Genomic DNA, 23,672 nt, shown 5'->3' on the forward strand with positions numbered 1-23,672 from the left:
TGATGCCAACGTCGCTCGCCTCCGCGACATCGGCCGAAACTTGCGTACCTGCCTCGCAGACCGTCGCGCCGCACAGGCTCGCCGCACTGTCGCGCGGGTTCAATGCCGACGGCTGGATCAATGGCGAAAAATCCGCGCCTCCAACTCGCGAATTGCTGCAGCAGCTTCGCAAGGCGGGGATGAGTCATGTCCGCTTGCCGGTGCCGGCCGAGCGCGTGATGCTGCGCTTCGCTTCGAAAGCGGAACGCGATGAGACGCTGCGTGCGCTCGACAAGGCATTGAAGCAGCTCATCTCGCTCGGCTATTCAATCTCCGTCGATCTTCATCCCGGCGATCGTTTCAATCGCCTGCACAAGGACGACGCCGACGCCTCGCTGCGCGAGCTGGAGGATGCGTGGGGCACGCTCGCCCGGGTCATTCAATCGTTCCCGGCCGACCGCGTGTTCGCCGAGCTGCTCAATGAGCCCGACATCGAAGCCGGCAGATGGCAAAAGCAGGTCGAAACGCTCGCCGCCTTCGTTCGCCAATTGCTTCCCGCGACCACGCTGATCGTCGGCCCGGTCGACTGGCAACGCGCGGACTCGCTGCCGCGGTTTCGCCCGTTGCCGGATCCAAACGTCGTCTACGCCATCCATTTCTACGATCCCATGGTGTTCACACACCAGGGCCACTGGGACGTGCAGGATCCGCTGCACGACATCACGGATCTGCGTTATCCGATCAGCGCCGGCGATCCCGGGGTTCAGGCGCTCCGCCGGGATTTGCAGGACAGAGGCGCGACGAAGGCGCTCCTCATGCTCGACACGGCGATTGCCGCCGCCAGGGACAAGCCGGATGTCAGCCGCTGGCTCGCGCCCGCGGTCGCGTGGCAGCAGCAATTTTCGCGGCCGATCATCATCAACGAATTTGGCGTGTTGAAAGCCGCGGCGCCCCGGGACAGCCGCGTACGCTGGCTCGCGGCCGTGACCGCATATGCGCGGGCGCATTGCTGGGGCTGGGCGCATTGGGAGCTGGCGCAGGGATTCGGCCTGCTCGAAAACGGGACCGGCAAGCCCGATCCCGACGTCATGCGCGCGCTGTTCGGCGCCGCGAAGCCGGGCCGCCGCTGAAGCCGGTCCGTCATCGCTAACGAATCCTTACGCATCCTGCCGCTATCGTGGCCGCCGCGCTGCGCCAAAGGACGAGTCATGAGTGGCGGGACCTCACCGCATCTTCAAGCCGTGCAGGCGGGCTGTCCCGAGCCTTCGCGTTCGCCTTCACGTTCGCCTTGGCGCGAGCTGATCCCGACGCTCTGCATCGCCATCGCAACCATCGGCTTTGTGCCGGTCCTGCACGGGGCGAGCCCGGTCCTGTCCCTGACCGTCGAAGTTCTCGTCGCCATCGCCATCGTGGTTGCGGCTCCAACCTACGCGCCGGCGATCGCGATCTTCGTCCTGTTCTTCCAGAACCTGTTCGTCTCGATCCTGTCGCCGCTGATTTCGGCGCCGTCCGACCTGGACTTCATCAAAGGCTATAATTTTCTCGTCTGCTCCGTGATGTGGCTGACGACATTTGGGCTCTACGTCGCCGGCCAAAGGAACCGGTCGACTGAGGTCAATCAGATCATGCGCTGGGGCGTCGTGACCCTCGCCGTGGTGTCGTTGTATTTCGCGATCGGCTTCGTCCAGGACGGCCAGGCGGCAACGGTCTATCTGCGCAACATCGTGCTGCCGCTGTTCCTGTTTCAGCTCTCGCTGCTGACGGCCGCGACCTATGAGGTTCGCGCCACGCCGTTCCTGGTGACGCTTGGAGTCATTCTGATCCTGTGCGGATACGTCGAGTTTGCGTTTCGGGATTTCTGGCTGGCCGTCACCAACGGCTACACGTTCTGGGGTTTCGACGAGCTCAAGGCGGCCCGCTCCGGCGCTTGGGAAGCCGAGATGCGCGCCACCGGCAACGTGCCGGTCGATCTGAAGGATCGCTTCAGCTTCGACTTTCTCAATACGCCCCTGCTCGAAGGGTTCGGCGTGTCGAAGATCCTCCGCATCCACGGGCCGAATATGCACCCGATCAGCTTCGCGTACGGGATCGCGTTTTTCGGGCTTTTCCTGTTTTCGGTAGGGCGTCCGGTTCTGGCCCTCGTGGCGTTGCCGCTGCTGATCGTTTGCAGCGTGAAGGGAGCGCTCATCGTGGTGGTGTTCGTCGCCACGGCCTGGATATCGACCCGTCTGCTCGGCGCCGTGGTGACGCTATGGCTCGGCTTCGTGGCCTTGATCGTGTTTGCAATTGTCGCGATCCGCGTCGGCTTGCAGATCGGCGACTATCACGTCCTCGGCCTCATGGGCGGCTTGAACGGATTTCTCGAAAAGCCGTTTGGCCGCGGCCTGGGCGTCGGCGGAAATCTGTCGGACGATTATTTCTCGATCGACTGGAGCGCCGCGCAGGCCGCCGGAACGACCAACGGCGCCGTCGAGAGTGCGATCGGGGTCCTGCTGTACCAGATGGGCATCGCCGCCCTCGTTCCGCTGGCGTTTCATTTCGCGGTGGCGCTGAAGGCCTGGCGTCTTTATGCGTTCTCCGGATATCTGACGCAGGGGCTCGCGGGCTTCGGCGTCATGGTCGTGCTGCTGAATGGATTGTTTCAGGAAGAGGCCTTGTTCGCGCCGCTGGCGCTGGGGCTCATGCTCTCGCTCACCGGACTGGTCATCGGCAGCCAGATCAGGGCGCAGACGGTCTCCGTTCCGGATGCCGATCCGGAGCGGCTGGCACACTACCAGCCCGCGACGTAGCCTTTAAAAGCCGTAACCTTTAAAAATTGTGCGGCAGTCCAGGCGTCACCGCACCCCAGCGCAGGCGCCACATGCGTGAGGATCGCCTCGATGGCGTGCGCGCAATAGTCGACGCCGAGCTGGTTCGGAATCGTCAACAGCAACGTGTCCGCCTCGGCGATCGCCTCGTCCGTTCGGAGCTGCTCGATCAGCACATCAGGCTCCGCCGCATAGGAGCGGCCGAAGATCGCGCGGGTGCGCGGGTCGATGAAGCCGACCTGGTCCTCGCTGCCGCGCTCGCCGCCGAAATAGGCGCGGTCGCGATCGTCGATCAGCGCGAAGATGCTGCGGCTGACGGAGACGCGCGGCTCGCGGGGGTGGCCGGCCTCTTTCCAGGCTGCGCGATAGGTACGGATTTGCGCGGCCTGCTGCACGTGGAAGGCTTCGCCGGTCTCGTCGTTCTTGAGCGTCGAGCTCTGCAGATTCATGCCGTGCCTGGCGGCCCAGACCGCCGTGGCGTTCGAGCCGGCACCCCACCAGATCCTCTCGCGCAGACCTTCCGCATGCGGTTCGAGCCGCAACAGCCCCGGTGGATTTGGGAACATCGGCTGCGGGTTGGGTTTTGCAAAACCTTCGCCGCGCAAGATGTCGAGAAAGACCTCGGCATGACGCCGGCCCATGTCGGCGTCGCTCTCGCCGTCGGCCGGCCCGTAGCCGAAATAGCGCCAGCCATCGATCACCTGCTCGGGCGAGCCGCGGCTGATGCCGAGCTGGAGGCGCCCGCCGGCGATGAGATCGGCAGAGCCTGCGTCCTCCGCCATATACAGCGGGTTCTCGTAGCGCATGTCGATCACGGCCGTGCCGATCTCGACCTTGCTGGTCCTGGCGCCGACCGCGGCCAGCAGCGGAAAGGGCGAGGCGAGCTGGCGCGCGAAATGGTGCACGCGGAAATAGGCGCCATCGGCGCCGAGCTCTTCCGCCGCAACCGCAAGCTCGATGGATTGCAGCAGCGTGTCCGCAGCCGAGCGGGTCTGCGATTGCGGCGAGGGCGTCCAGTGCCCGAAGGAGAGGAATCCGATCTTTTTCATGGAGGCAACATATGGAGGACGGGAGGAGTTTGCGACACTTCGGCCGGAGGAAAGATGACGACCTGGGAAGCGCGTATGGGTAAGTGCCGCTCCTCGAGGGGGAAGCGGACCGAAGCAGACATCGCTGCCAGCTGGCCTTTTGGCCTAACTGAGACATGTGCGCCGCAGGATTGTTGCGTTGCAGAGCGCGTGGATATAAAAGGACGGCGGCGGCAAGATCCTCTGCAACGCCGGCTGCGCTACGCGCCTCCCCGGCATGCGGTACCTGATCCCATGACAAAAGCGCGCGCCGTGCCGATGCCCAGCAACAGCGTGCTTGCGCCGCTTTACGCGGGCGCGGACCTTTTGGACGCCTTTGCAATTCAACTGCCGGCGGGCGCCAGCGATGATGTAGAGGTGCTGGCACGCGCCGCGCTCGAGCGACAGGCGTGGTGGATTCGTGCGCTCACGCGTGTCCGCGATGTGGTGATGGCGGCAGTCGCGGTCAAATCGTCGCGCGCCGTCGGTCTTGCCGCGGCGGCGCGTGGGCCGGTTATCGGCTTCTTCCCGGTGCTGTCAAAGAGTGCGACGGAGTTGGTCGTGGGTGCGGATGACCGGCATCTCGACTTCCGCGTCACCATTCAACTTCGCGCCGATGCAGCAAATGGGCGCGAGCTGGTCGCGGGTACCGTGGTGCATTGCCATAACCGACTGGGGCGCATCTATCTTGCTACGATAGCACCGTTTCATCGCGTGATCGTTCCGGCCAGTTTGGAACAGGCGGCAAGAGCAATGAAGAATTGAGCAGGCTTGGTGGTCGTGACCGGCTGCGGTCGACCAACGAGTCGGCTTCTGGCCCCTCAGCTGACTTGCCGCGCAATCTGTCGAGGACCGCTTGTGACCCTGGCTGTGTGAAAAGCCACGAGTCGGCTACTATTCCTCCGCTTCCTGATTGGAGGATACGGATGGGACGCTTCGTTGAAGGCGCGGACAGATCCCAGCTGACGCTCTTACCGGACTGCCTGGAGGATTGGGTAAGCGAGGACAACGCGGTCCATGTGATCGATGCGTTCGTCGAGGCGCTCGACCTGCATGGACTGGGGTTTGAGCGTGTGATCGCCAAGGAGACGGGTCGGCCCTCCTATCATCCGGCAGTTCTTCTGAGGCTTTACATCTACGGTTATCTCAATCGGGTGCAATCCAGTCGCCGCCTGGAACGTGAGGCTTGCCGCAATATCGAGGTGATGTGGCTGATCGGGCGCCTGGCTCCCGATCACAAGACAATCGCGGACTTTCGGAAGGACAATGGCGTGGCGATCCGGAAGGTTTGCGCGAAGTTCGTTGCCCTATGCCGGCAAATGGGCCTGTTGCAGACCCCAAGCGTCGCCATCGACGGCAGCAAGTTCAAGGCGGTGAACAACCGAGACCGCAACTTCACGCATGCCAAGATGGCGAGGCGGATGGCGCAGATCGAGGAAAGCGTCGGTCGATATCTGCGTCAACTCGATAGTGCCGATCGCCAGGAGCCATCGGAAGCGATCAGCATCAAGACGACGAGGATCAAGGAAAAGATCACTCGGCTGAAGCAGGAGATGAGCCGCCTCGAAGTGCTTGATGCGCAGATGCGCAACGCACCGGATCAACAGATATCGCTCACCGATCCGGATGCCCGTTCTATGGCCACCAGTGGACGCGGATCGGGCGTCGTCGGCTACAATGTCCAGGTCGCGGTGGACACCGAACACCATCTGATCGTTACGCATGAGGTCGTAAACGTCGGCAACGACCGTGGGCAGCTTGCTCGGATGTCGAAGCAAGCCAAAGAAGTGCTCGAAGCGGACAAACTCGAGGCAGTCGCCGACCGTGGCTACTTCGATGGAGAAGAGATATTAGCCTGCGAACAGGCTGGCGTTACAGTCACCTTGCCCAAGCCCATGACGTCGAACGCCAAGGCGGAGGGCCGGTTCGGCAAACAGGACTTCGCCTACCTGCCCGATGAGGACGTCTACCGCTGCCCATCCGGCCAGCTGCTGCCCCATCACTACACCAACATCGAGCACGGAATGACGCTGCGCCGTTACTGGTCGACAGCAGCGTGCCAGGGCTGCGCGATCAAGAGCCAATGCACGCCGTCAAAGGAGCGCCGCATAACGCGCTGGGAGCATGAGTATGTGATCGAGGAGGTTCAGAGACGGCTGGATTCCAATCCCGACGCCATGCGGACGCGGCGCGAGACGGTCGAGCATCCCTTCGGCACGATCAAAGCCCGTATGGGTGCGACACACTTCCTGATGAAGCGCCTACGGAATGTAGCCGCTGAGATGGCCTTGCACGTCCTGGCCTATAACCTCACTCGGGTGATGAACATCGTCGGCAAACCGAGCCTGATTGCAGCTATCCGAGCGACCTGAAGGCGGGAAGTGCGTCCAAAAGCGACGCCGCGCGTCCCAATAACCACCTCAGCCGGTTACATAGACGATCCGACGCGAAAACATCGGCGGCCTGCAACGATTGTCGACCACGGCCGCCTTTGAGCTGTGTTTCCACACAACCAAGACCCGAAGCGGACCTAAGCCGCGAGGAAAACCCCTGGCTGTTTCCGGATGTCTTTCAATCATTGGAGGTTCCCGCGTATGATGGGAGGTCACAAGAGGCCGGCCCATCACAGTACTTGGCGCCGGCCGTCGGGATGAGAATCGCGCCTGAGACGCGATCAAGAACCGGGGGATCGACATGGGTGTGGTGGGTACGACAGCGCGCTGGACGTGGATTTGGCCGGCTCTCGCCTGGGCCATCTTGTTGCTCAGCCTGGTTCTCGGCGGCGGCGGAATTGTATACGCAGCCGCCGGCGCGGCCCTGTTCGGCACGGTCTTCGCCGCCGTATACCACGCCGAGGTGGTCGCTCACCGCGTCGGCGAGCCGTTCGGCACCCTGATCCTCGCGTTAGCGGTGACCGTGATCGAGACGGCGCTCATCGTCTCGGTGATGATCGCAGCGCCTGCCGAGAAAGCCGGACTGGCCCGGGACACGGTCTTCGCGGCGGTCATGATCGTCTGCAACGGCATCGTGGGGGCCTGCCTGCTGTGGGGCGGCGTCCGGCACCGTGAACAGGGTTTCCAGGCGCAAGGCGCCGGCGCCGCTCTCGCCGTGCTCGTCGCTCTCACCAGCCTCACGATGGTGCTTCCGAACCTTGCGGCGCAAGAACTCGGCCCGCTGTACAACACCTCGCAGCTGGTGTTCGCCGCGCTTGCGTCCTTGGTTCTGTACCTGGCGTTCGTTTTCGTTCAGACGATCAGGCACCGTGACTATTTCCTGGCCGCGAAGGGTGCCACGGCGGACGAGCATTCGCCTCCTCCGGACAACAGAACGACCGGTCTGAGTGCCGCTCTCCTCGTCGTCTCCCTTGTGGCCGTCGTGGGCCTTGCAAAGGTCCTGACCCCCAGCGTGGAGAGCGCCATCGATTATCTTCAGGTGCCCAAGGCAGTCGTCGGCACGATCATCGCCGCGCTCGTTCTTCTTCCCGAGGCGGTGGCGGCCGTGAAGGCGGCCCAAAGCGACCGGCTGCAGACCAGTCTCAACCTGGCCCTGGGCTCGGCGCTTGCGACCATCGGGCTGACGATCCCCGCGGTCGCCGCGGTCTCGATCGCGATGGGTTATCGGCTCGAACTCGGGTTGGACATAAAGGATTTGGGCCTGCTGATGCTCACGCTGCTGTTGAGCGTAATCACGCTCGGGACCGGGCGCACCACGGTGCTGCAGGGCGTCGTCCACCTGGTCATCTTCGCCGCGTTTCTGTTTTTCGCGGTGGTGCCGTGATTTGCCGGAACTACGCGGCCGCTCCGAACGGTCGAATTCGGCAGGACTCGAGGAATGCCCGATGATCCGACATCTCGCGCGATTCACCGCTTTGGGCCTCCTTGTCGTCGGCCTGCAGGGCTGTGGAGAGAAGAAGAAGGAAGCGAACGAACAGCCTGTCCGCGGTCTGCGCGCCTACAAGGTCGCTGCGACAGCCGAAAGCCGTGTTCGGCGCTTTCCGAGCGTGCTGCAGCCGGCCGACGTCAGCAGCCTCTCGTTCGAGATCGGCGGGCAGTTGAAGACCGTTGGCCTCACCGTCGGCCAGAAGGTGCAACTCGGGGACGTCCTCGCCGAAATCGACCCGAGATCGCTGCAGAGCCAGGTGGACCAGGCCAGCGCCGGTGTGCAGCAGGCGCAGGCGCAGCTCGACAACGCTCAGTCGGACTTCCAGCGCAAGGAAGAGCTCCTGAAGCGGGGCGTCTCCACCCAAGCGGCTTTCGAACAGTCGAACGCCACCCTGCTCAGCTCCAGGGCCCAAGTTGACCAGGCACGGCGCCAACTCGAATTGGCCAACCAAAACCTGGACCGGAGCAAGCTGCTGGCCCCCTTCGCCGGGACCATCTCCCGGGTCGAAGTCAAATCGTTTGCGCAAGTCGCTGCGGGGCAGCCGGTGGCCGCGCTCTACAGCGACGACAGCTTCGAGATGTCCTTTCTGGTCCCGGCCGCGACTTTCCAGAATCTAAAGGTTGGAGCCAAGATTGCGGTCAAGGTCGCCGACAAGCCTGACCTGCCGCTCAAGGGCGAGATCAAGGAGCTCGGGTCGAAGGCGGAGCAAGTGTCGGCCTTCCCGGTTGTCGTCCGGCTCGAGAACACCGCCCCGGGTCTGAACGCCGGCATGTCGGTCGAGGTCACGATCGAAGAGCCCTTGGTCGTGGGTCGCAGCGGCTTCCTCGTCCCGCTCAGCGTGCTTGTGCCCGACGGCGGAAGGGTGCTGCAGAATACCGGGACCGTGTTTGGTTACGACGAGGCAAGTTCGACTGTGAAGAAACGCACCATCACCGTCGGCGGGATCCGGGACAATCGCCTGGTCGTCGTGGAGGGCGTCAAGCCAGGCGATATCCTGGCCTCGGCCGGGGTGTCGTACCTCGCCGACGGACAGAAGGTGAAGCTGCTTCCCTTGGAGGACGCCGCGCCGTGAATCTCCTCACCCGATTCGGACTTGCACGGTCTCGATTCACGATCATGGCCATGATCGGGCTTCTGATCGCCGGGATCGGGCTCTATCCGAACTTCCCGAAGCGCGAAGACCCCGTGATCGTCATCCGGACTGCGGTCGTGTCGGCCCTCTTCCCGGGCATGGCCCCCGAGCGGATGGAAAATCTAGTCGCGATTCCCATCGAACGAAAAGTACGCGAGCTCGCCGAGGTCAAGGACATCAGGACGCTTGCGGGCGAAGGATCCCTGACGATCTATGTCGACTTGAAGGACGAGGTCGCGAACGTCACTGCCACCTGGCAGCGGCTTCGCGACAAGATGGCCGATGCTAAGGTCGAACTGCCCGACGGCGTCGTTGGACCCTTTGTCAACAGCGACTTCGGCGACGTTGCGATCGCCACCATCGCCATCACGGGCGAAGGCTTTTCGCCGCGCGAGCTGAAGGATGCGGCCGAGGATTTCCGGAAGAAGCTGTACCAGATCGCCGGCATCTCCAAGGTCGAGCTTCACGGCGTACAGGACGAACGGGTCTGGCTCGAACTCGATACCCGGAAGTTGGCCGCGATCGGCGTTCAGGTGAACGCTTTGATCAAGGACCTACAGGGGCAGAACGTGGTGCTGCCGTCCGGCAACATCAACGCGGACGGCACGCGCCTCCTGCTGGAGACCTCCGGAGATTTCCCGAACGTGCGGGCGATCGAGACCATGCTGACCCGTGTGGGCAGCACCGACAGCCTGGTCCGGCTCGCTGACATCGTCACTGTCCGCCGGGATTACGTCTCTCCAAAGGTTAAGCCGATCTATTTCAACGGCCGTCCTGCTGTAGTCCTCAGCGTGATCATGCAGCCGGACCAGGATGTCACCCAGATCGGTGTCAAGCTCCGTACGGCGGCACGCGAATTTGAGCAGCGGCTCCCGATCGGCTTCGCCCTCTCCTTCCCCACCTACCAGGCCGATCAGGTCAGCGCCTCCGTCAATTCGGCCCTCTCCAGCGTGGCCCAGACCTTCGTCGTGGTGGCCGTGCTGGTGGTGGTCTTCTTGGGCCTGCGGGCGGGCACCATCGCCGCGATGATCGTGCCGTTCGCCGTGATGTTCTCGTTGATCGGGATGCGGGCTCTTGGGATCGCGCTTGAGCAGGTCTCGATCGCGGCGATCATCATCGCGCTCGGTCTGCTGGTCGACAATGGCGTCGTGATCGTCGAGGACATCGTGAGCCGGATCGGCCGCGGAGTGCCTCCCGAGGAGGCCGGATTGGCGTCCGGAGCACAGTATGCGCTGCCGCTCCTGATCTCTTCGATCACTACGATAGCGGCGTTCTTGCCGCTCATGCTGCTGTCCGGAGCGTCCGGCGAGTATGCGTTCTCGCTCGCGGCCGTGGTGGCGCTCACGCTTGGGGGATCCTGGATCACGGCGCTGTACATCCTTCCCGCTTTGACCGTGTGGCTCATCGGCCGGCGAGCCGGCTCCGGAACGGAGGATGCCGCGCCCTCACGGCTGCAGCGGCTCTATGCCACCGCGCTCGGCCGGGCCTTGCGCTTCTCGCCCATCGTCCTCGCCGGTTGCGTCGCGCTGGTCGTGATCGCGCTTACACAATTCCCACGCATTCCAAAGGAGATGTTTCCGCTCAGCGAACGGAGCCAGTTTCTGGTCTACATGAACATGCCTGACGGGACCGACATCTCGCAGACCGAAGCTCGCGCGCGCGAGATCGAGCGATGGCTGGGCGACAAAACGGCCAACCCTGAAATCTCCAGCCAGATCCTGTACGTCGGAGATGGCGGCCCGAGGTTCTACCTCACCTTGACCCCCGTCCCTCCGGACCCGGCGTCCGCTTTCTTCCTGGTCAATACCACGGACTATCAAGGCGCGGTGCGTGCGGCCGATCGCGCCTGGAAGTATCTCTACGCCAACCATCCGGAGGCAAGCTTCAAAATCAAGCGGCTGGCCATGGGCGCGGTGGAATCCGGCGTCGTGGAGCTCGAGATCTCGGGGTCCGATGGGGACCGGCTGCTTGGCTTCAGCGAACGGGTCCGATCCCTGCTGCAGGCGGCTCCGGACGTGCGCGAGAACGACGACGATTGGGGCAACAAGATCGTCAAGGTGGTCGTCGAGATCGACCAGGACCGTGCCCGCCAGCTCGGGGTGACCTCGGAGGAAGTGACCCGACTGCTGAACACCTACTTCAGCGGCACCGCGGTCTCGATATACCGCGAAGGCGACAACGCCATCCCCATCGTACTGCGCGCCGGCGCCTACACCTCGCAGAGCCTGGAAGGCCTCACCAGCGCCACCTTCGCGAAGAACGGCGGGCTTATCTCGCTGGCGCAGGTCGCCAGGCTGAAGCCCGGGTTCGACTTCGCGCGGATCCGCCGCAAGAACCAGGAACGGACGATCACGGTCACGGCCCGCAGCACCTCCCTGACGGCCGGGCAGCTACTGGAATCGATCCAGCCCCGGCTCGACGAGATGGACATGACCGGCGGCTATCACGTGACCGTGGGGGGCGAGATCCAGAAAAGCGCCGAGACGAACCAGAAGCTGGCCGCCGGCTTTCCCGTCGCGCTCGCCGTGATGGTGCTGGCGATCATCCTGCAATTCAACTCCTTCCGTCGTACGCTCCTGACCTTCGTCAGCATACCGCTGATCCTGATTGGCATTCCGTTCGGGCTGTTGGCGACGGGACAACCGCTCTCGTTCTTCGGCACGCTGGGCATCATCAGCCTGTCGGGGATCATCATCAACAACGCCATCGTGCTGATCGATCAGATCGACATCGAGCGCGAGACGCTCCCGCTGCGGAAAGCCCTCGTCGCTGCGTCGGAAAAACGGCTTCGTCCGATCCTCCTGACGTCCGCCACCACGGTGCTCGGGCTCGCACCGATGGCACTGGCCGGCGGCGCGTTGTGGCAGCCCATGGCGGTGCTCATGATGTCGGGACTAGCCGTCGCATCCGTCCTGACACTCTTCTTCGTGCCGGCAGGATACTTTCTGCTGTTCCGCTCGGCTAAAGGAGCCTGACTCCCTTGTGGCGCGCGCCCCTCAGCCATGGCGAAACCGGGAAGATCTGCCGGTCAACCCTCGGCCTCATCGTCTTGGCGCTGTGCTGCTGCGCCTGCAGCCGCGTGCCTCTGGACACGCTGCTACCCGTCGGACAGGTCGAAGCGGAAGGCGTGTCGGTCGTCCCGCTGCTGGTGGCAACGACGCGCAACCGAACGGCTGCCGGAAATGCAGCGATGTTCGACAGCGAACGGGCGGACCAGGTGAACTACGCCTCCATCGCCGTTTCCATCCCGCCGGACGCATCGCGCACTGTCGGTCAGGTTCAGTGGCCGACTTCCTCGCCCGGGGATCCACGACTAAACTTCGTGACGGTCTCGGCCGAAGCGGCCGAAAAACCGGCATTTGGCGCTGCGCTGGCGGCGGCCGCAAAGAAGCCGCGAGCACGTGGAAGAGTCCTTGTATTCGTCCATGGCTTCAACAACAGGTTCGATGAAGCCGTGTACCGGTTCGCCCAGATCGTTCATGATTCCGGAGCGCCGGGGGCTCCCGTCCTGTTCTCCTGGCCGTCGCGGGGGTCCGTCAGCCTGGAAGCCTACAAGGAGGATGCGGAGAGCGCGGCGCAGTCTCGAGATGCATTTTCGCAAGTGCTCGATGCGATCGCCGCTACTCCGAACGTCAAGGAAGTGACCGTCCTGTGTCACTCGATGGGGTGCTATCTCACGTTCGAAACCTTGCGCGCGCGAGCGATAGCTGGCCGCATTGGGGCCAAGATCAAGAACGTGCTGTTCGTTGCGCCCGACGTAGACGCCGACAGTTTCCGTACGCAATTGCACGACATGGGAGCGGTACGGCCACGCTTCGCATTGTTCGTGTCGCGGGACGATGCCCCATTGAAGCTATCGAAGTCTCTCCATGGAGGCGCAATCCGCCTCGGCGGCATCGATCCGGACCAAGAGCCGTATGCCGCTGAATTTCGGCGGGAGGGCGTCGAGCTATTCGATTTGACCCGCCTGCATGGACGCGCTCATTCGCGAGCGTTCGACGACGTGACGACCGTCATGAGTATGATCCAGGCACGCCTTGTCGGCGAGCAGCAGGGTACGGGCGGCGTCTCGAGGCGCCAGGGAGCCGCGCTGCGATGATACGGTGGAGTGGACTCGCATTGCTCATTCGGAAGGCATCGGCCGAAATCGAAACCCAATCAGTTGGAAGGCGCCCTTGATCAAGCGCGGAGAAACACCATCCGATTCCATAGCTGAGGAAATCCCTGAGCCCCTGGCAGAGCCGATTTCCCATTCTTCCGCGGGGCGCGGTGTGCTCACCTACCTGCTCTTGATGGCGGTCCAATTGTTCGGATCGGATTTCATCGTATGGAAGGGCCTGCCGGCCTTCCGGGAGCTAGTGCTCGCGCCTGGTCAGCAGCCGGCCAATACGCCCTATGACGACAATCTGACCCTTGCTGTTCTCATGCTTATGCAGGCGGCTTACTGGTACCGCCTCTTGAAGGTGGCGATCCCGTTCAAAGGCGGACGGCTGTCCCTGAGCCACCTCTTCCTGTTCCTAGGCCGGCTGAACTTCATCTTCGGCAGCGCTGTGTTCTCGATCGTGCTGTTTCGCCACCTTCCCGAACTCGGCCCCGATACCGACGTGGTCTTGATGGCCCGACGTGGGGTGTTGATGGTGATTACGCTGTTCGCGCTGTTCTGCTTCACGTTAGAACTCGAGCGTCTGGGGGATGCACTTGGCGAGAACAAACGAGAGTAGCGCATGCGGCTCGACCGCGCTCTCCACCGAGGTCTGCCGGAGACTATCACCGCTACTACCAGGCCGCCGCGATTACTGTCCAATTTCCTCCTGTGCTTCGGAGGGACCAGGGATCCCGAGCGGAGCGACGCGAAGTCACCGTACTCTGCGATCGCCCCCCTTTAAGAGAGCACTGTCATGACCGCTGTTGGCCCCTAGCTGACTCACAAGGCGGGACTGGCTATGTCCGGTTTCGCGGACAGAGCGGACACCGGCTACCCCGCGAGCTATCGGGTTTACGACTACGCTCCCCAGCGCATCCGGGCGCGCATCGACGCCTGCTGTGTTGAATGGATTCAAGTCGGAGGACGGTTGCTTCGAGCCTCCGCGCGGGACGCGGTGTGAAGCTCGAGGATATCGATACGGAGTAGCGGTTGGGGCTCGCCCTGCCACGCGTGCCGCGACAATGGCATCTTGCGCCTGTTTTGCCCGACGAGTCAATATTTCGTCAAAACATAATTTCGGTTTTTCCGTTATCTCACCCCGCGGATTCAACGGATTCGGCAATCGCCTAAGTCATTGATCCCGCTCATGCCGGCTACTGTGCATGGGGTTGTTTTCGAGGTTTTTGTTTTGAGGGCGACAATGCGAAGCTGAACCGGACCTGATCCGGCTCGCCCGCTACTTCATCACCCGCAAATTCTTGGTCGTGAACCGCTGCGTCTTGCCGTCTGGACGAACCGGCCGCCGCGTGCCGGCGGCCTTGCCGGTGCCGGGCGGCTGGTGCGCGGGGACCAGCTGGTCGGGGCGCGAACCGATCAGATCGGCGCGGCCCATCTCTTTCAGGGCTTCACGCAGCACCGGCCAATTGTCGGGGTCATGGTAGCGCAGGAACGCCTTGTGCAAGCGACGCTGGCGCAGGCCCTTGATCGCCTCGACCTTGTCGCTGCCACCGCGCCGCACGCCGCGCAGTGGGTTGACGCCGGTGTGGTACATCGCCGTCGCGGTCGCCATCGGCGAGGGCAGGAAGGTCTGCACCTGATCCGCGCGGTAGCGGTTCTTCTTCAGCCATAGCGCCAGGTTCATCATGTCCTCGTCGGTCGTGCCCGGATGTGCCGCGATGAAATACGGGATCAAATAGTATTTCTTGCCGGCCTGTTCGGCCGCGGCATCGAACATCCGCTTGAACTGGTTGTAGGCGCCGATGCCGGGCTTCATCATCTTGTCGAGCGGCCCGCGCTCGGTATGTTCGGGCGCGATCTTGAGATAACCGCCGACGTGATGGGTGACGAGCTCCTTGATGTATTCGGGGCTCTCGACCGCGAGGTCGTAGCGCACGCCGGAGGCGACCATCACCTTCTTGATGCCCTTGGTCTCGCGCACCTTGCGATAGAGCCGGATCAGATCGTCATGCGAGGTGTTGAGATTCGGGCAGATCTCGGGGAAGACGCAGGACGGCCGCCGGCACGCGGCCTCGACCTTCGGGTCCTTGCACGCCATCCGGTACATGTTGGCGGTGGGACCGCCGATGTCCGAGATCACGCCGGTGAAGCCCGGCGTCTTGTCGCGGATCTTCTCGATCTCGCGCAGGATCGAGCCCTCGGACCGGTTCTGGATGATGCGGCCCTCGTGCTCGGTGATCGAGCAGAAGGTGCAGCCGCCAAAACAGCCGCGCATGATCGTCACCGAGAACTTGATCATGTCCCACGCCGGGATCTTCGCGTCAACGTAGGACGGATGCGGGGCGCGCGCGTAAGGAAGATCGTAGACGGCGTCCATCTCCTCGCTGGTCAGCGGAATCGGCGGCGGGTTGAGCCAGAGATCGCGATCGCCGTGGCGCTGCACCAGCGGCCGCGCATTGCCGGGATTGCTCTCCCGGTGCAGCACGCGTGACGCGCGCGCATAGGCTTCCTTGTCCTGCTCGACCTGCTCCAAAGCGGGCAGCCGGATCACGGTCAAGCCTTTCGTGCGCGAAGCGCCCTCATCGGCGGAGTCGATATCGTCGGCGTGCAGCTCGGTGTAATCGTCGGGCACGCGGCGGAACAGCGCGACGCCCCTGATGTCGTCGAGCTCGCGCGGCGCCTCGCCGGCGGCGAGACGATTGGCCACTTCGACGACGGCGCGCTCGGCATTGCCGTAGAGCAGCAGGTCCGCCTTGGCGTCGGCCAGCACCGAGCGGCGCACCTTGTCGGACCAGTAATCGTAATGCGCGATCCGGCGCAGCGAGGCCTCGATGCCGCCGAGTACGACCGGGACGCCCTTGAACGCCTCGCGGCAACGCTGCGCGTAGACGACGGTGCAGCGGTCCGGCCGCTTGCCACCTTCGCCGCCCGCGGTATAGGCATCGTCATGGCGCAGGCGACGATCCGCGGTGTAGCGGTTCACCATCGAATCCATGTTGCCGCCGGTGACGCCGAAGAAGACTTTTGGCTTGCCCAATGCCTTGAACGGCTCGGCCGAATGCCAGTCCGGCTGCGAGATGATGCCGACCCGAAAGCCCTGCGCCTCCAGCAGCCGGCCGATGATGGCCATGCCGAAGCTGGGATGGTCGACATAGGCATCGCCCGTCACCAGCACGATGTCGCAAGCGTCCCAGCCGAGCGCATCCATCTCGGCGCGACTCATCGGCAGGAACGGCGCCGGCTTGTGCGGGCGTGCCTGCGCCATCAGGGGTTTTTCGGCGGCGATGATCTGGATGTCCATGGCGCATACGCATAGGACTCCGGGCCTCCGAATACAACCGACGGGCAGGTGAAAGATCCGGTTCCGCGACCGGCAGCCCGGGCGTGCGACCGCGTTAACGGTTTCTAGCGCCGCCATCAGCTGTCTGCACCTTCTCGGGTCACGCGCAGGAACCAACTGCCCTCGCGAACATTCTGAAGCAGGGTTGCGCTGGGCCCGGCTGGCGCGCGCTCGCCTCCGGGGTGTAATATTGCCTCGATGTTCGCCCCTGGCGGATGGGGGAGCCGTGAGTACAGTCATAGAGAACTTGCTGCTCCGAAAGCAGAAGCTGGTTGAGCAGCTCGAGAAGGCGCCCACGGCCGAGGACCGCGACAAAATCGAACACCAGCTCGAACAGATCAACACCGCGCTGGATTTTCTGGACAGGCCCGGCACGAAAAATGCGCGGTAGCAGCGCTCAATCGACCTGCAGCGCTTTGGCGTAGACCACGCCAGAATTGGTGACGTGCGTGGTCATCAGCGTCGCGAAGGCGGCAAACTCGCCGCGGGCGAACAGATCGAGCAGCTTGCGATGCTCGTCGAAAGACGTGCGCGTGCGCACGTCGATCGGCGAAGTCAAATTGGTGCGGAGTGCCGCGACGCGGCTAGATGCGAGCTGATAGGATTCGGCGAGATAGCGGTTGCCGCAATGGGCGAACAGCGCCTCATGGAAAGCGGCATCGGCGCGGCCATAGGCGATGTTGTCCCTGGCTGCAATCGCCGGCTCCATCGCCGCGATCGCCTCGCTCATCGTCGCGATCGCACCGGCGCGATCATGGCGGAAGGCGAGCTCAGCGGCCTTGGGCTCCAGCGCGATCCTGAACGTGCAGAGCGCGGTGATGTCTTCCGCGCTTGGCGTAAAGACAAAACTGCCGACCTGCGGCCGGATCACGACGAGGCCCTGCGCCTGCAGCTGACCCATCGCCTCGCGCACCGGGGTGCGGCTGACGCCGAAGGAGTTTGCCACCATCTCCTCGGAGATGGCGGCGCCGAGCGCGAACTCGCCGTCGATGATGGCCTGGCGCAGCCGCTGCATCACCCGCTGCGACAGCGATTTCGGCGCATCGAGCTTCAGCGATCGCATTGGCTCTCTCAGATCACCTTGCCGGGGTTGAGCAGATGATCGGGATCGAGCGCGGCCTTCAGCGTTCGCATCAGCGCGATCTCGGCCTCGCTGCGGGCATGACCCAGCCACTTCTTCTTCAACGTGCCGATGCCGTGCTCGGCCGAGACGCTGCCGCCCATCTCGCGCACGAGACCGTAAATGATCGCGTCCATCTCTTCCTTCGGCTGCTGCTCGACGGCAAGGCCGGTGACCCAGGAGACGAGATGCAGATTGCCGTCGCCGATATGGCCGTAATAGACGCTTTCGCATCCCTCGACGCCATCAGCCAGCGCCGCCTTGCAGCGCGTGACGAACTCGTCCATCCGCGCCACGGCGAGGCCGATGTCGTAGGAGATGTGCGGACCCAACACCTGGCCGAACTCGGCGCAGATGTCGCGCACGCGCCAGAAGCTTCGCGTCTGCGCCAGCGATTGCGCCACGGCGGCGTCGGCGAGCAGCCCGCGCTCCATCAGCTCTTCGAGCCAGCTTTGGAAGCGCGGTGCGTCGAGGCTCTCGTCGGTGCCCTGCGCTTCCACCAGCACGTAGAGGCCATGGCCTGCGGCGACCGGCGGCTTGACGCCTGCGCGCGACGTGATCACGTCCCAGTAATCCGGCCACATCACCTCGAACGCCGACAGCAGCGGGCCGAGCCCGCTTCGCGCGGCGCCGAGCAGCGCGATCACCGCGGCATAGTCCTCGAGCGCGCAGAGCGCGGCCATGGTCGAACGCGGTTTTGGAAACAGCCGCAGCACCACGCGGGTGATGATGCCGAGCGTGCCTTCCGAGCCGATGAACAGATGCTTCAGATCGTAGCCGGCATTGTTCTTCATCAGCTTGTTGAGGCTAGTGATGATGGTGCCGTCGGGCAGCACGACTTCGAGCCCGAGCACCAGTTCGCGCGTCATGCCATAGCGGATCACGCGATTGCCGCCGGCATTGGTCGAGAGGTTGCCGCCGATGGCGCAGGAGCCGCGCGAGCCGAGATCGAGCGGAAAGAAGAAGCCGGCTTCGTCGGCTGCCATCTGGATCGTCTGAAGCGGCGTGCCTGCTTTCACCGTCATCGTCATCGAGGCGTGATCGATCTCCTCGATCCCGCTCATGCGCTCGAGCGAGATCGCGACCCAGCCTGCTTCAGGCGATGCGCCGCGGCACAGCCCAGTCAATCCGCCCTGCGGCACGAACGGCAGATGCGCCTGCCGGCAGGTCAGAATCGCGTCGGCCACGCCTTGCGCATCGACCGGGCGGATCACCGCGAGCGGCGTTTGCGGCAGGCTCGCGCTCCAGTCGTTGCAATTGCGCGCGGGCACGTCCGGGCCAACGAGCACGGCGGCCGCGCCGAGGCTGTCGCGCAAGGCGCCGAGCAACTGGGTGGGCCGCTCGACCGGGGTCACCATGTCCATGCGAGACCTCCTCGGAATCTGGCTGCGTGTTATGCGCGCCATGACGGCGGAAAGGATTTGCGCCTTTGTTGTATGTAAGGTACAAGCCCGAAAGTAAAGCAAAAACAAGGCTTGCCAAGCTCTGGTTTGATCGTCCGAGACCAGACGCCTGGTCCGAAGCCACAGCAACGGATGGTGTGTGATGACGGAGGCAATTCGCGGGTTCTGGGTGGCTTCGGCGACGCCGCTGGCGACGGACGGCAGCGTGGACTCCGCCAAGCTCGCCGCCCACGGCAAGCAACTCTTCGGTAAGGGCATCGACGGTGTCGTGCTGTTCGGCACCACCGGCGAGGGCACCTCGTTCAATGTCGCCGAACGCGTCGCGACCATCGAAGCCGTGCTCAAGGCCGGCGTTGCGCCGGACCGAATTGGAATCGGCGGCGGCTTCCCCGCGATCGGCGACAGCATCGCATTGACGCGTGCCGTGCTCGGTCTCGGCCTGCGTCACGTGCTGTATCTGCCGCCTTACTTCGACCGAAGCGTCAGCCCTGAAGGCATCGAGGATGCCTTTGCGGCGATCCTCGACGGCGTCGCCGACGATCGCCTGCGTGCCTACCTCTATCATATCCCGCAGATCTCGGGTGTCGCGATCCCGACCGGCGTCGCCGCGAATTTGCGCAAGCGCTACGGCAAGGTCGTTGCGGGCCTGAAAGACTCTAGCGGCGACTTCAAGCAGTTCCAGGCGTTCCGTGCCGCCGCTCCCGAGCTCGCCATCACCGTCGGCAACGAGGTTGACATCACCCGCGCGATCGCCGCCGGCGGTGCCGGCACCATCTGCGGCATGGCCAACATCGCGCCGGAGCTGGTCAAGGCAATGATCGACGGCAAGGATGTCGAAGCACGCATGCAGGCTGCCGTGGACATCGTGGTGAAATCACCATCCTTCCTCACGACGCTGAAAGCCATCCTCGCGGCACAGACGGGCGACGCGAGCTGGCTACGCGTGCGGCCGCCGCTCCGGGCCTTGTCCGACGGCACCGCGCTCAAGCGCAAGCTCGACGAGCTGATGGCTCCCGCGATCGCGTGAGATCGCGGGAAGCCGCGACACGTTGCCGCGAATTCGCGCGCTGCGTGTCGCGGTCGCTGCGCAATCCATCGAGGATTGTCGAATAGCGATCAAAGCCTAGAACCATTCAACACTAGAGCGATTCAAGGCCGCTTGCGGTTCTCTTCACGAACAACGGCTGTTAGACGCGCCAGCTTCTGCGTCTGACTTGGAAGTGAATCGAAAGTGCGTGCTCATCTGGATGGCCAGCGCGTCAGCGGCCGTCGAACTCCTGCCGGCACGAGCTGCGCAGTCCTCCTCATTGGAGCAGCCGTTCTGCTCGGCGCACCTTCCTTCAGCGCGACGGCCGCCCAAGCGCAATCGGCTCTGCCGCCGGTGACGGTCGAGGCGCCGGCACCGCGGCCGAAAGCGGCGCGTGCATCGGACCAGTCCCCACGCCGCGCTCAGACCGCCGCGCGCCAGCGCAATCGCAATCCCGCACCCGCAGCGCCGACGCTCTCGGAGCGCGCGGCCGCGGAAGCCGCCGCGCAACAGGCCGCCAAGCTCGGCTACCGCGCGATGCCGAGCGCGACCACGCTGCGCAGCGGCGCTTCGCCGCTCGATACGTCGCAGGCCGTCAACGTGGTGCCCGAGCAGGTGCTGAAGGACCAGCTCCCGCGAAACATCGACGACGCGCTGATCAACGTCAGCGGCATCACCCAGACCAACACGCTCGCCGGCAGCCAGGACGCGGTCATCCGCCGCGGCTTCGGCGACAACCGCGACGGCTCGATCATGCGCAACGGCATGCCGCTGGTGCAGGGGCGCAGCTTCAATCCCGCAGTCGAAAGCGTCGAGGTGCTGAAGGGGCCGGCCTCGCTGCTCTACGGCATCATGGATCCCGGCGGCATCGTCAACACGATCAGCAAGCGGCCGGAGCTGTACCAGCACGGCTCGGTTACGCTGCTTGGTTCGGCCTTCAGTGCTTCCAAGACCGGCGCCGACGGCTTGCTCGACATCACCGGTCCGATCGGTGATCAAGGCCTCGCCTATCGCTTCATCGGCTACAGCGTCAGCGAGGATTACTGGCGGAATTTCGGCCGCCACCGCGAGATGCTGGTTGCGCCGTCACTGGCCTGGTATGGCCAGGACACCACGGTGCAGCTCAACTACGAGCATCGCGAGTTCATCTATCCGTTCGATCGCGGCACGGCGTTCAATCCGGTGACGAAGGCGCCGCTGGCAGTTCCCACGACGCGCCGGCTCGACGAGCCCTTCAATAACACGTGGGGCACGTCGGACCTGATCCAGGCGTCGGTCGAGCACCGTTTCAATCATGATTGGAAGCTCTACGCCGGCTACAGCTACAACACCGAGACCTTCAGCGCCAACCAGCTTCGTATCACCGGCATCAACTTCACGACAGGCGCCGAGACCCGCAGCAACGACGGCACGCAGGGTTCGCTCAGCAACGCCAGCTATGGAACGTCCTATATTTCAGGCGGCTTCTGGCTCGGCGACATGCGCAATGATGTGGTGTTCGGTGGCGACGGCCAGTATCGCACCATCTACCGGGACAATCTGATCCGGCAGATAACGCCCGCCTTCAATGTCTACAATCCCGTTTACGGCCTGATCGGGCCGGGAACGACGGTGTCCAATCCAGACAGTGCGCAGACCGACAAGCTCGGCCAGTGGTCGATGTTCGTCCAGGACACGTTGCATCTGACAGAGCGGTTCGCCTTGGTCGGCGGCGTGCGCTACATGGACTACGACCAGATCGCCGGGCGCGGGAAGCCGTTTGTCACCAACACCAATGTGTCCCAGGACAAGGTGCTTCCGCTCGGCGGCGCCATTTTCAAGCTCACCGACCAGATATCGCTCTATGCGAGCTATACTGAATCGTTGAAGCCGAATTCGACCATTGCGCCGATCGGCGTCACGATCGGCTCCAACGTCGCGCCGGAAGAAGGCGTGTCATACGAGACCGGCGTCAAGTTCGATTTGAACAAGCGCATCTCCGGCACGCTGGCGCTCTACGATCTCGACAAGAAGAACGTGCAGACGACGAAGACGAACAGCGCAGGCGTGGTAGAACTCCACACCGTGGGCCGTGCCCATTCGCGCGGTGTCGAGTTGGACGTCACCGGCAGGATCACCGATAGCTGGGCCTTGATCGGCAGTTATGGCTACACCGACGCCCGCGTGACGGCATCCGAGGACATCACGCTGCTCGGCAGGAAGTTGCAGAACGTCGCGCTGAACACGGCCTCGCTCTATCTGGTCTATGACTTCGGCACAGCCCTGCCGGGTCAGCTCCGCCTCGGCGGCGGCGCGCGTTATGTCGGTGATCGTCCCGGCGATTCGATCAACTCCTTCTTCCTGCCCTCTTATGTGGTCGCCGATATTTTCGCGACCTATGAGATGAAATACCAGAACACGCCGGTGATCTACCAGCTCAACGTCAAGAACCTGTTCGACACTGTCTACTATCCCTCCGCCGTCAATAATCTGAACGTCGCCCTCGGCGACGCGCGGCGGGTCTCGCTGTCGGCGACGGTGAAGTTTTAGCGATGGGCATGTCGCGCAGGGACGCCCTTCGGATGATCGCGCCGAGCAGGAGGGCTCGCGCCGATGCGTGAGTCCTGGCGCGCGATCAAGGCCGCTCTGCTTCATGTCCATTCCATCGCGGGCCTCGTGCTGGCGCTGCTGCTCGCCGTGATCGCACTGACCGGTGCGATCATGAGTTTTGAGGACGAGATCGTCGATCATCTCAACGCCGGCATCATGCAGGTCGCGCCGCGCCAGGCACCGGCGCTGATGCCGGACGAACTGGTTGCGCGCCTGACTGCGGCGCAGGACGTCGGCAAAATCTCCGCGGTGACGCTGGCGAGTGATCCGTCCGCCGCGGTGCATGTGCGCTTCGCCCGCGACGAACGAGGCGCGCGGCCGTCCTCGCTCTATGTCGATCCCTATGACGCGCGCGTGTTGGGCACACCGGACGGCGAAGAGTTTTTCGCGACCGTGCGCAAGCTTCATCGCTGGCTGTTGATTCCCGGCGATGCCAAGGGCTGGGGGCGCCAGATCACGGGCGTGGCCGCGCTCGGCCTGATCGTGATGCTGATCTCGGGCCTCGTGCTGCGCTGGCCGCGTCGTGCAGGCAGCGTGAAGATGTGGCTGAAGCCGAATCTCGGGCTCAGTGGCCGCGGTCTGCATCGGTCGCTGCATGCGGTGATCGGCACCTGGGTCCTGCCGGTCTATCTGGTGATGACGTTCACCGGGCTCTGGTACTCGTTCGACTGGTACAAGGATGGCGTCGTCTGGTTGCTGTCGCGCCCGCAGATCGCCGCGGCGAAGATGCAGCCCAAGATGCCCACAAAGGCGTCGCGTGCTGCCGGTGTCAGCGAGACGGCACAGCCGATCGGCTTTGATCGCGCGTGGGCCGCCTTCCTGCACGAAGAGGGCGGCCGTTTCTCCAAGGCGTTGCTGACGCTGCCCGCCGGTCCGGGCACGGTGATACGGATCCGCTCCTGGGGGAAAGACTCGACCCTCGACACCACCCGTGACGAATTCCGCGTCGATGCCATCACAGGCCAATTCGTGTCTGCGGAGCGTTATTCCGATAAGACCCTCGGCGAGAAGACCATCGCGAACGTGCTCGATATCCACCGCGGCGCATTTCTGGGCTGGCCCGGCAAGCTCGCGTTCATGCTCGCGGCTGTGCTGATGCCGCTGTTCGCGGTCACCGGCGTTTTGCTTTATTTGTCGCGTCGAAAGCTGAGGCGGCTGGCGCAGCCACGGCTCGGGCGGCTCGTTCCCGGCGAATGAACGGGCTGCCGCAAAGGCTAGCCAACA

The 23,672-nt window shown here is 63.8% G+C and carries 16 protein-coding genes and 1 pseudogene; 13 read left to right on the forward strand and 4 right to left on the reverse strand.

The window, feature by feature from the left end; translation table 11 throughout:
• Positions 1-2: 2 nt before the first annotated feature.
• Together IVB54_RS02890 and IVB54_RS02895 are read left to right on the forward strand one after the other, a co-directional pair.
• Positions 3-1,109 carry a cellulase family glycosylhydrolase gene (locus IVB54_RS02890; protein WP_245288363.1) on the forward strand — a complete coding sequence of 369 codons (1,107 nt, stop codon included), beginning with the start codon at positions 3-5 and terminating at the stop codon, positions 1,107-1,109.
• 78 nt (positions 1,110-1,187) lie between these two features.
• Positions 1,188-2,768 (forward strand): hypothetical protein, encoded by a 1,581-nt coding sequence (locus tag IVB54_RS02895; RefSeq protein ID WP_018453044.1) that lies wholly within the window; start codon positions 1,188-1,190, stop codon positions 2,766-2,768.
• Positions 2,769-2,821: 53 nt separating this feature from the next.
• Here the strand turns inward: IVB54_RS02895 and IVB54_RS02900 are convergent.
• Positions 2,822-3,835, reverse strand: a pseudogene (locus IVB54_RS02900) (LLM class flavin-dependent oxidoreductase); the annotation flags it as partial.
• A gap of 273 nt (positions 3,836-4,108) precedes the next feature.
• Here IVB54_RS02900 and IVB54_RS02905 point away from each other — a divergent pair.
• From IVB54_RS02905 to IVB54_RS02935, 7 genes are all read left to right on the forward strand, one after another.
• A complete protein-coding gene (locus IVB54_RS02905; RefSeq protein ID WP_018453046.1) occupies positions 4,109-4,618 on the forward strand; it encodes a DUF2867 domain-containing protein in 510 nt (169 codons plus the stop codon).
• 161 nt (positions 4,619-4,779) lie between these two features.
• Entirely contained in the window at positions 4,780-6,225 is a 1,446-nt protein-coding gene (locus IVB54_RS02910) for an IS1182 family transposase (RefSeq protein WP_085348205.1), read from the forward strand.
• A 322-nt stretch (positions 6,226-6,547) separates the two neighbouring features.
• Positions 6,548-7,630: a hypothetical protein gene (locus IVB54_RS02915; protein WP_018453047.1), complete on the forward strand. Its 1,083-nt coding sequence runs from the start codon at positions 6,548-6,550 to the stop codon at positions 7,628-7,630.
• 61 nt (positions 7,631-7,691) lie between these two features.
• Entirely contained in the window at positions 7,692-8,807 is a 1,116-nt protein-coding gene (locus IVB54_RS02920; protein WP_247777062.1) for an efflux RND transporter periplasmic adaptor subunit, read from the forward strand.
• A complete protein-coding gene (locus IVB54_RS02925) occupies positions 8,804-11,842 on the forward strand; it encodes an efflux RND transporter permease subunit (protein WP_026232448.1) in 3,039 nt (1,012 codons plus the stop codon). The genes IVB54_RS02920 and IVB54_RS02925 overlap by 4 nt, the downstream gene beginning before the upstream one ends.
• A 5-nt stretch (positions 11,843-11,847) precedes the next feature.
• Positions 11,848-12,966 carry an alpha/beta fold hydrolase gene (locus tag IVB54_RS02930; RefSeq protein WP_018453051.1) on the forward strand — a complete coding sequence of 373 codons (1,119 nt, stop codon included), beginning with the start codon at positions 11,848-11,850 and terminating at the stop codon, positions 12,964-12,966.
• 76 nt (positions 12,967-13,042) lie between these two features.
• Positions 13,043-13,588 (forward strand): hypothetical protein, encoded by a 546-nt coding sequence (locus tag IVB54_RS02935; RefSeq protein ID WP_018453052.1) that lies wholly within the window; start codon positions 13,043-13,045, stop codon positions 13,586-13,588.
• A gap of 660 nt (positions 13,589-14,248) precedes the next feature.
• Here the strand turns inward: IVB54_RS02935 and IVB54_RS02940 are convergent.
• Positions 14,249-16,270 (reverse strand): YgiQ family radical SAM protein, encoded by a 2,022-nt coding sequence (locus tag IVB54_RS02940; protein ID WP_018453053.1) that lies wholly within the window; start codon positions 16,268-16,270, stop codon positions 14,249-14,251.
• 265 nt (positions 16,271-16,535) lie between these two features.
• On the opposite strand from IVB54_RS02940, the gene IVB54_RS02945 reads away from it, so the two are divergent.
• Positions 16,536-16,700 carry a hypothetical protein gene (locus IVB54_RS02945; RefSeq protein WP_162847272.1) on the forward strand — a complete coding sequence of 55 codons (165 nt, stop codon included), beginning with the start codon at positions 16,536-16,538 and terminating at the stop codon, positions 16,698-16,700.
• Positions 16,701-16,706: 6 nt separating this feature from the next.
• Here the strand turns inward: IVB54_RS02945 and IVB54_RS02950 are convergent, their stop codons facing one another.
• On the reverse strand, positions 16,707-17,372 hold the full coding sequence (locus IVB54_RS02950; protein ID WP_018453055.1) for a GntR family transcriptional regulator: 666 nt from the start codon (positions 17,370-17,372) through the stop codon (positions 16,707-16,709).
• An 8-nt stretch (positions 17,373-17,380) separates the two neighbouring features.
• Positions 17,381-18,793 carry an FAD-binding oxidoreductase gene (locus tag IVB54_RS02955; RefSeq protein WP_018453056.1) on the reverse strand — a complete coding sequence of 471 codons (1,413 nt, stop codon included), beginning with the start codon at positions 18,791-18,793 and terminating at the stop codon, positions 17,381-17,383.
• Between the two features lie 181 nt (positions 18,794-18,974).
• Between IVB54_RS02955 and IVB54_RS02960 the strand changes: the two genes are divergently transcribed.
• The 3 genes from IVB54_RS02960 (at position 18,975) to IVB54_RS02970 (ending at position 23,645) form a co-directional block, all read left to right on the forward strand.
• Positions 18,975-19,859 (forward strand): dihydrodipicolinate synthase family protein, encoded by an 885-nt coding sequence (locus IVB54_RS02960; protein ID WP_018453057.1) that lies wholly within the window; start codon positions 18,975-18,977, stop codon positions 19,857-19,859.
• 204 nt (positions 19,860-20,063) lie between these two features.
• A complete protein-coding gene (locus tag IVB54_RS02965; RefSeq protein WP_026232450.1) occupies positions 20,064-22,388 on the forward strand; it encodes a TonB-dependent siderophore receptor in 2,325 nt (774 codons plus the stop codon).
• A 63-nt stretch (positions 22,389-22,451) separates the two neighbouring features.
• Positions 22,452-23,645, forward strand: a complete 1,194-nt coding sequence (locus IVB54_RS02970; protein ID WP_018453059.1) for a PepSY-associated TM helix domain-containing protein — start codon at positions 22,452-22,454, stop codon at positions 23,643-23,645.
• The last annotated feature ends 27 nt before the right edge of the window (positions 23,646-23,672 follow it).

Source organism: Bradyrhizobium sp. CW1, assembly GCF_023100665.1.
GTDB classification, from domain to species: Bacteria; Pseudomonadota; Alphaproteobacteria; order Rhizobiales; family Xanthobacteraceae; genus Bradyrhizobium; species Bradyrhizobium canariense_D.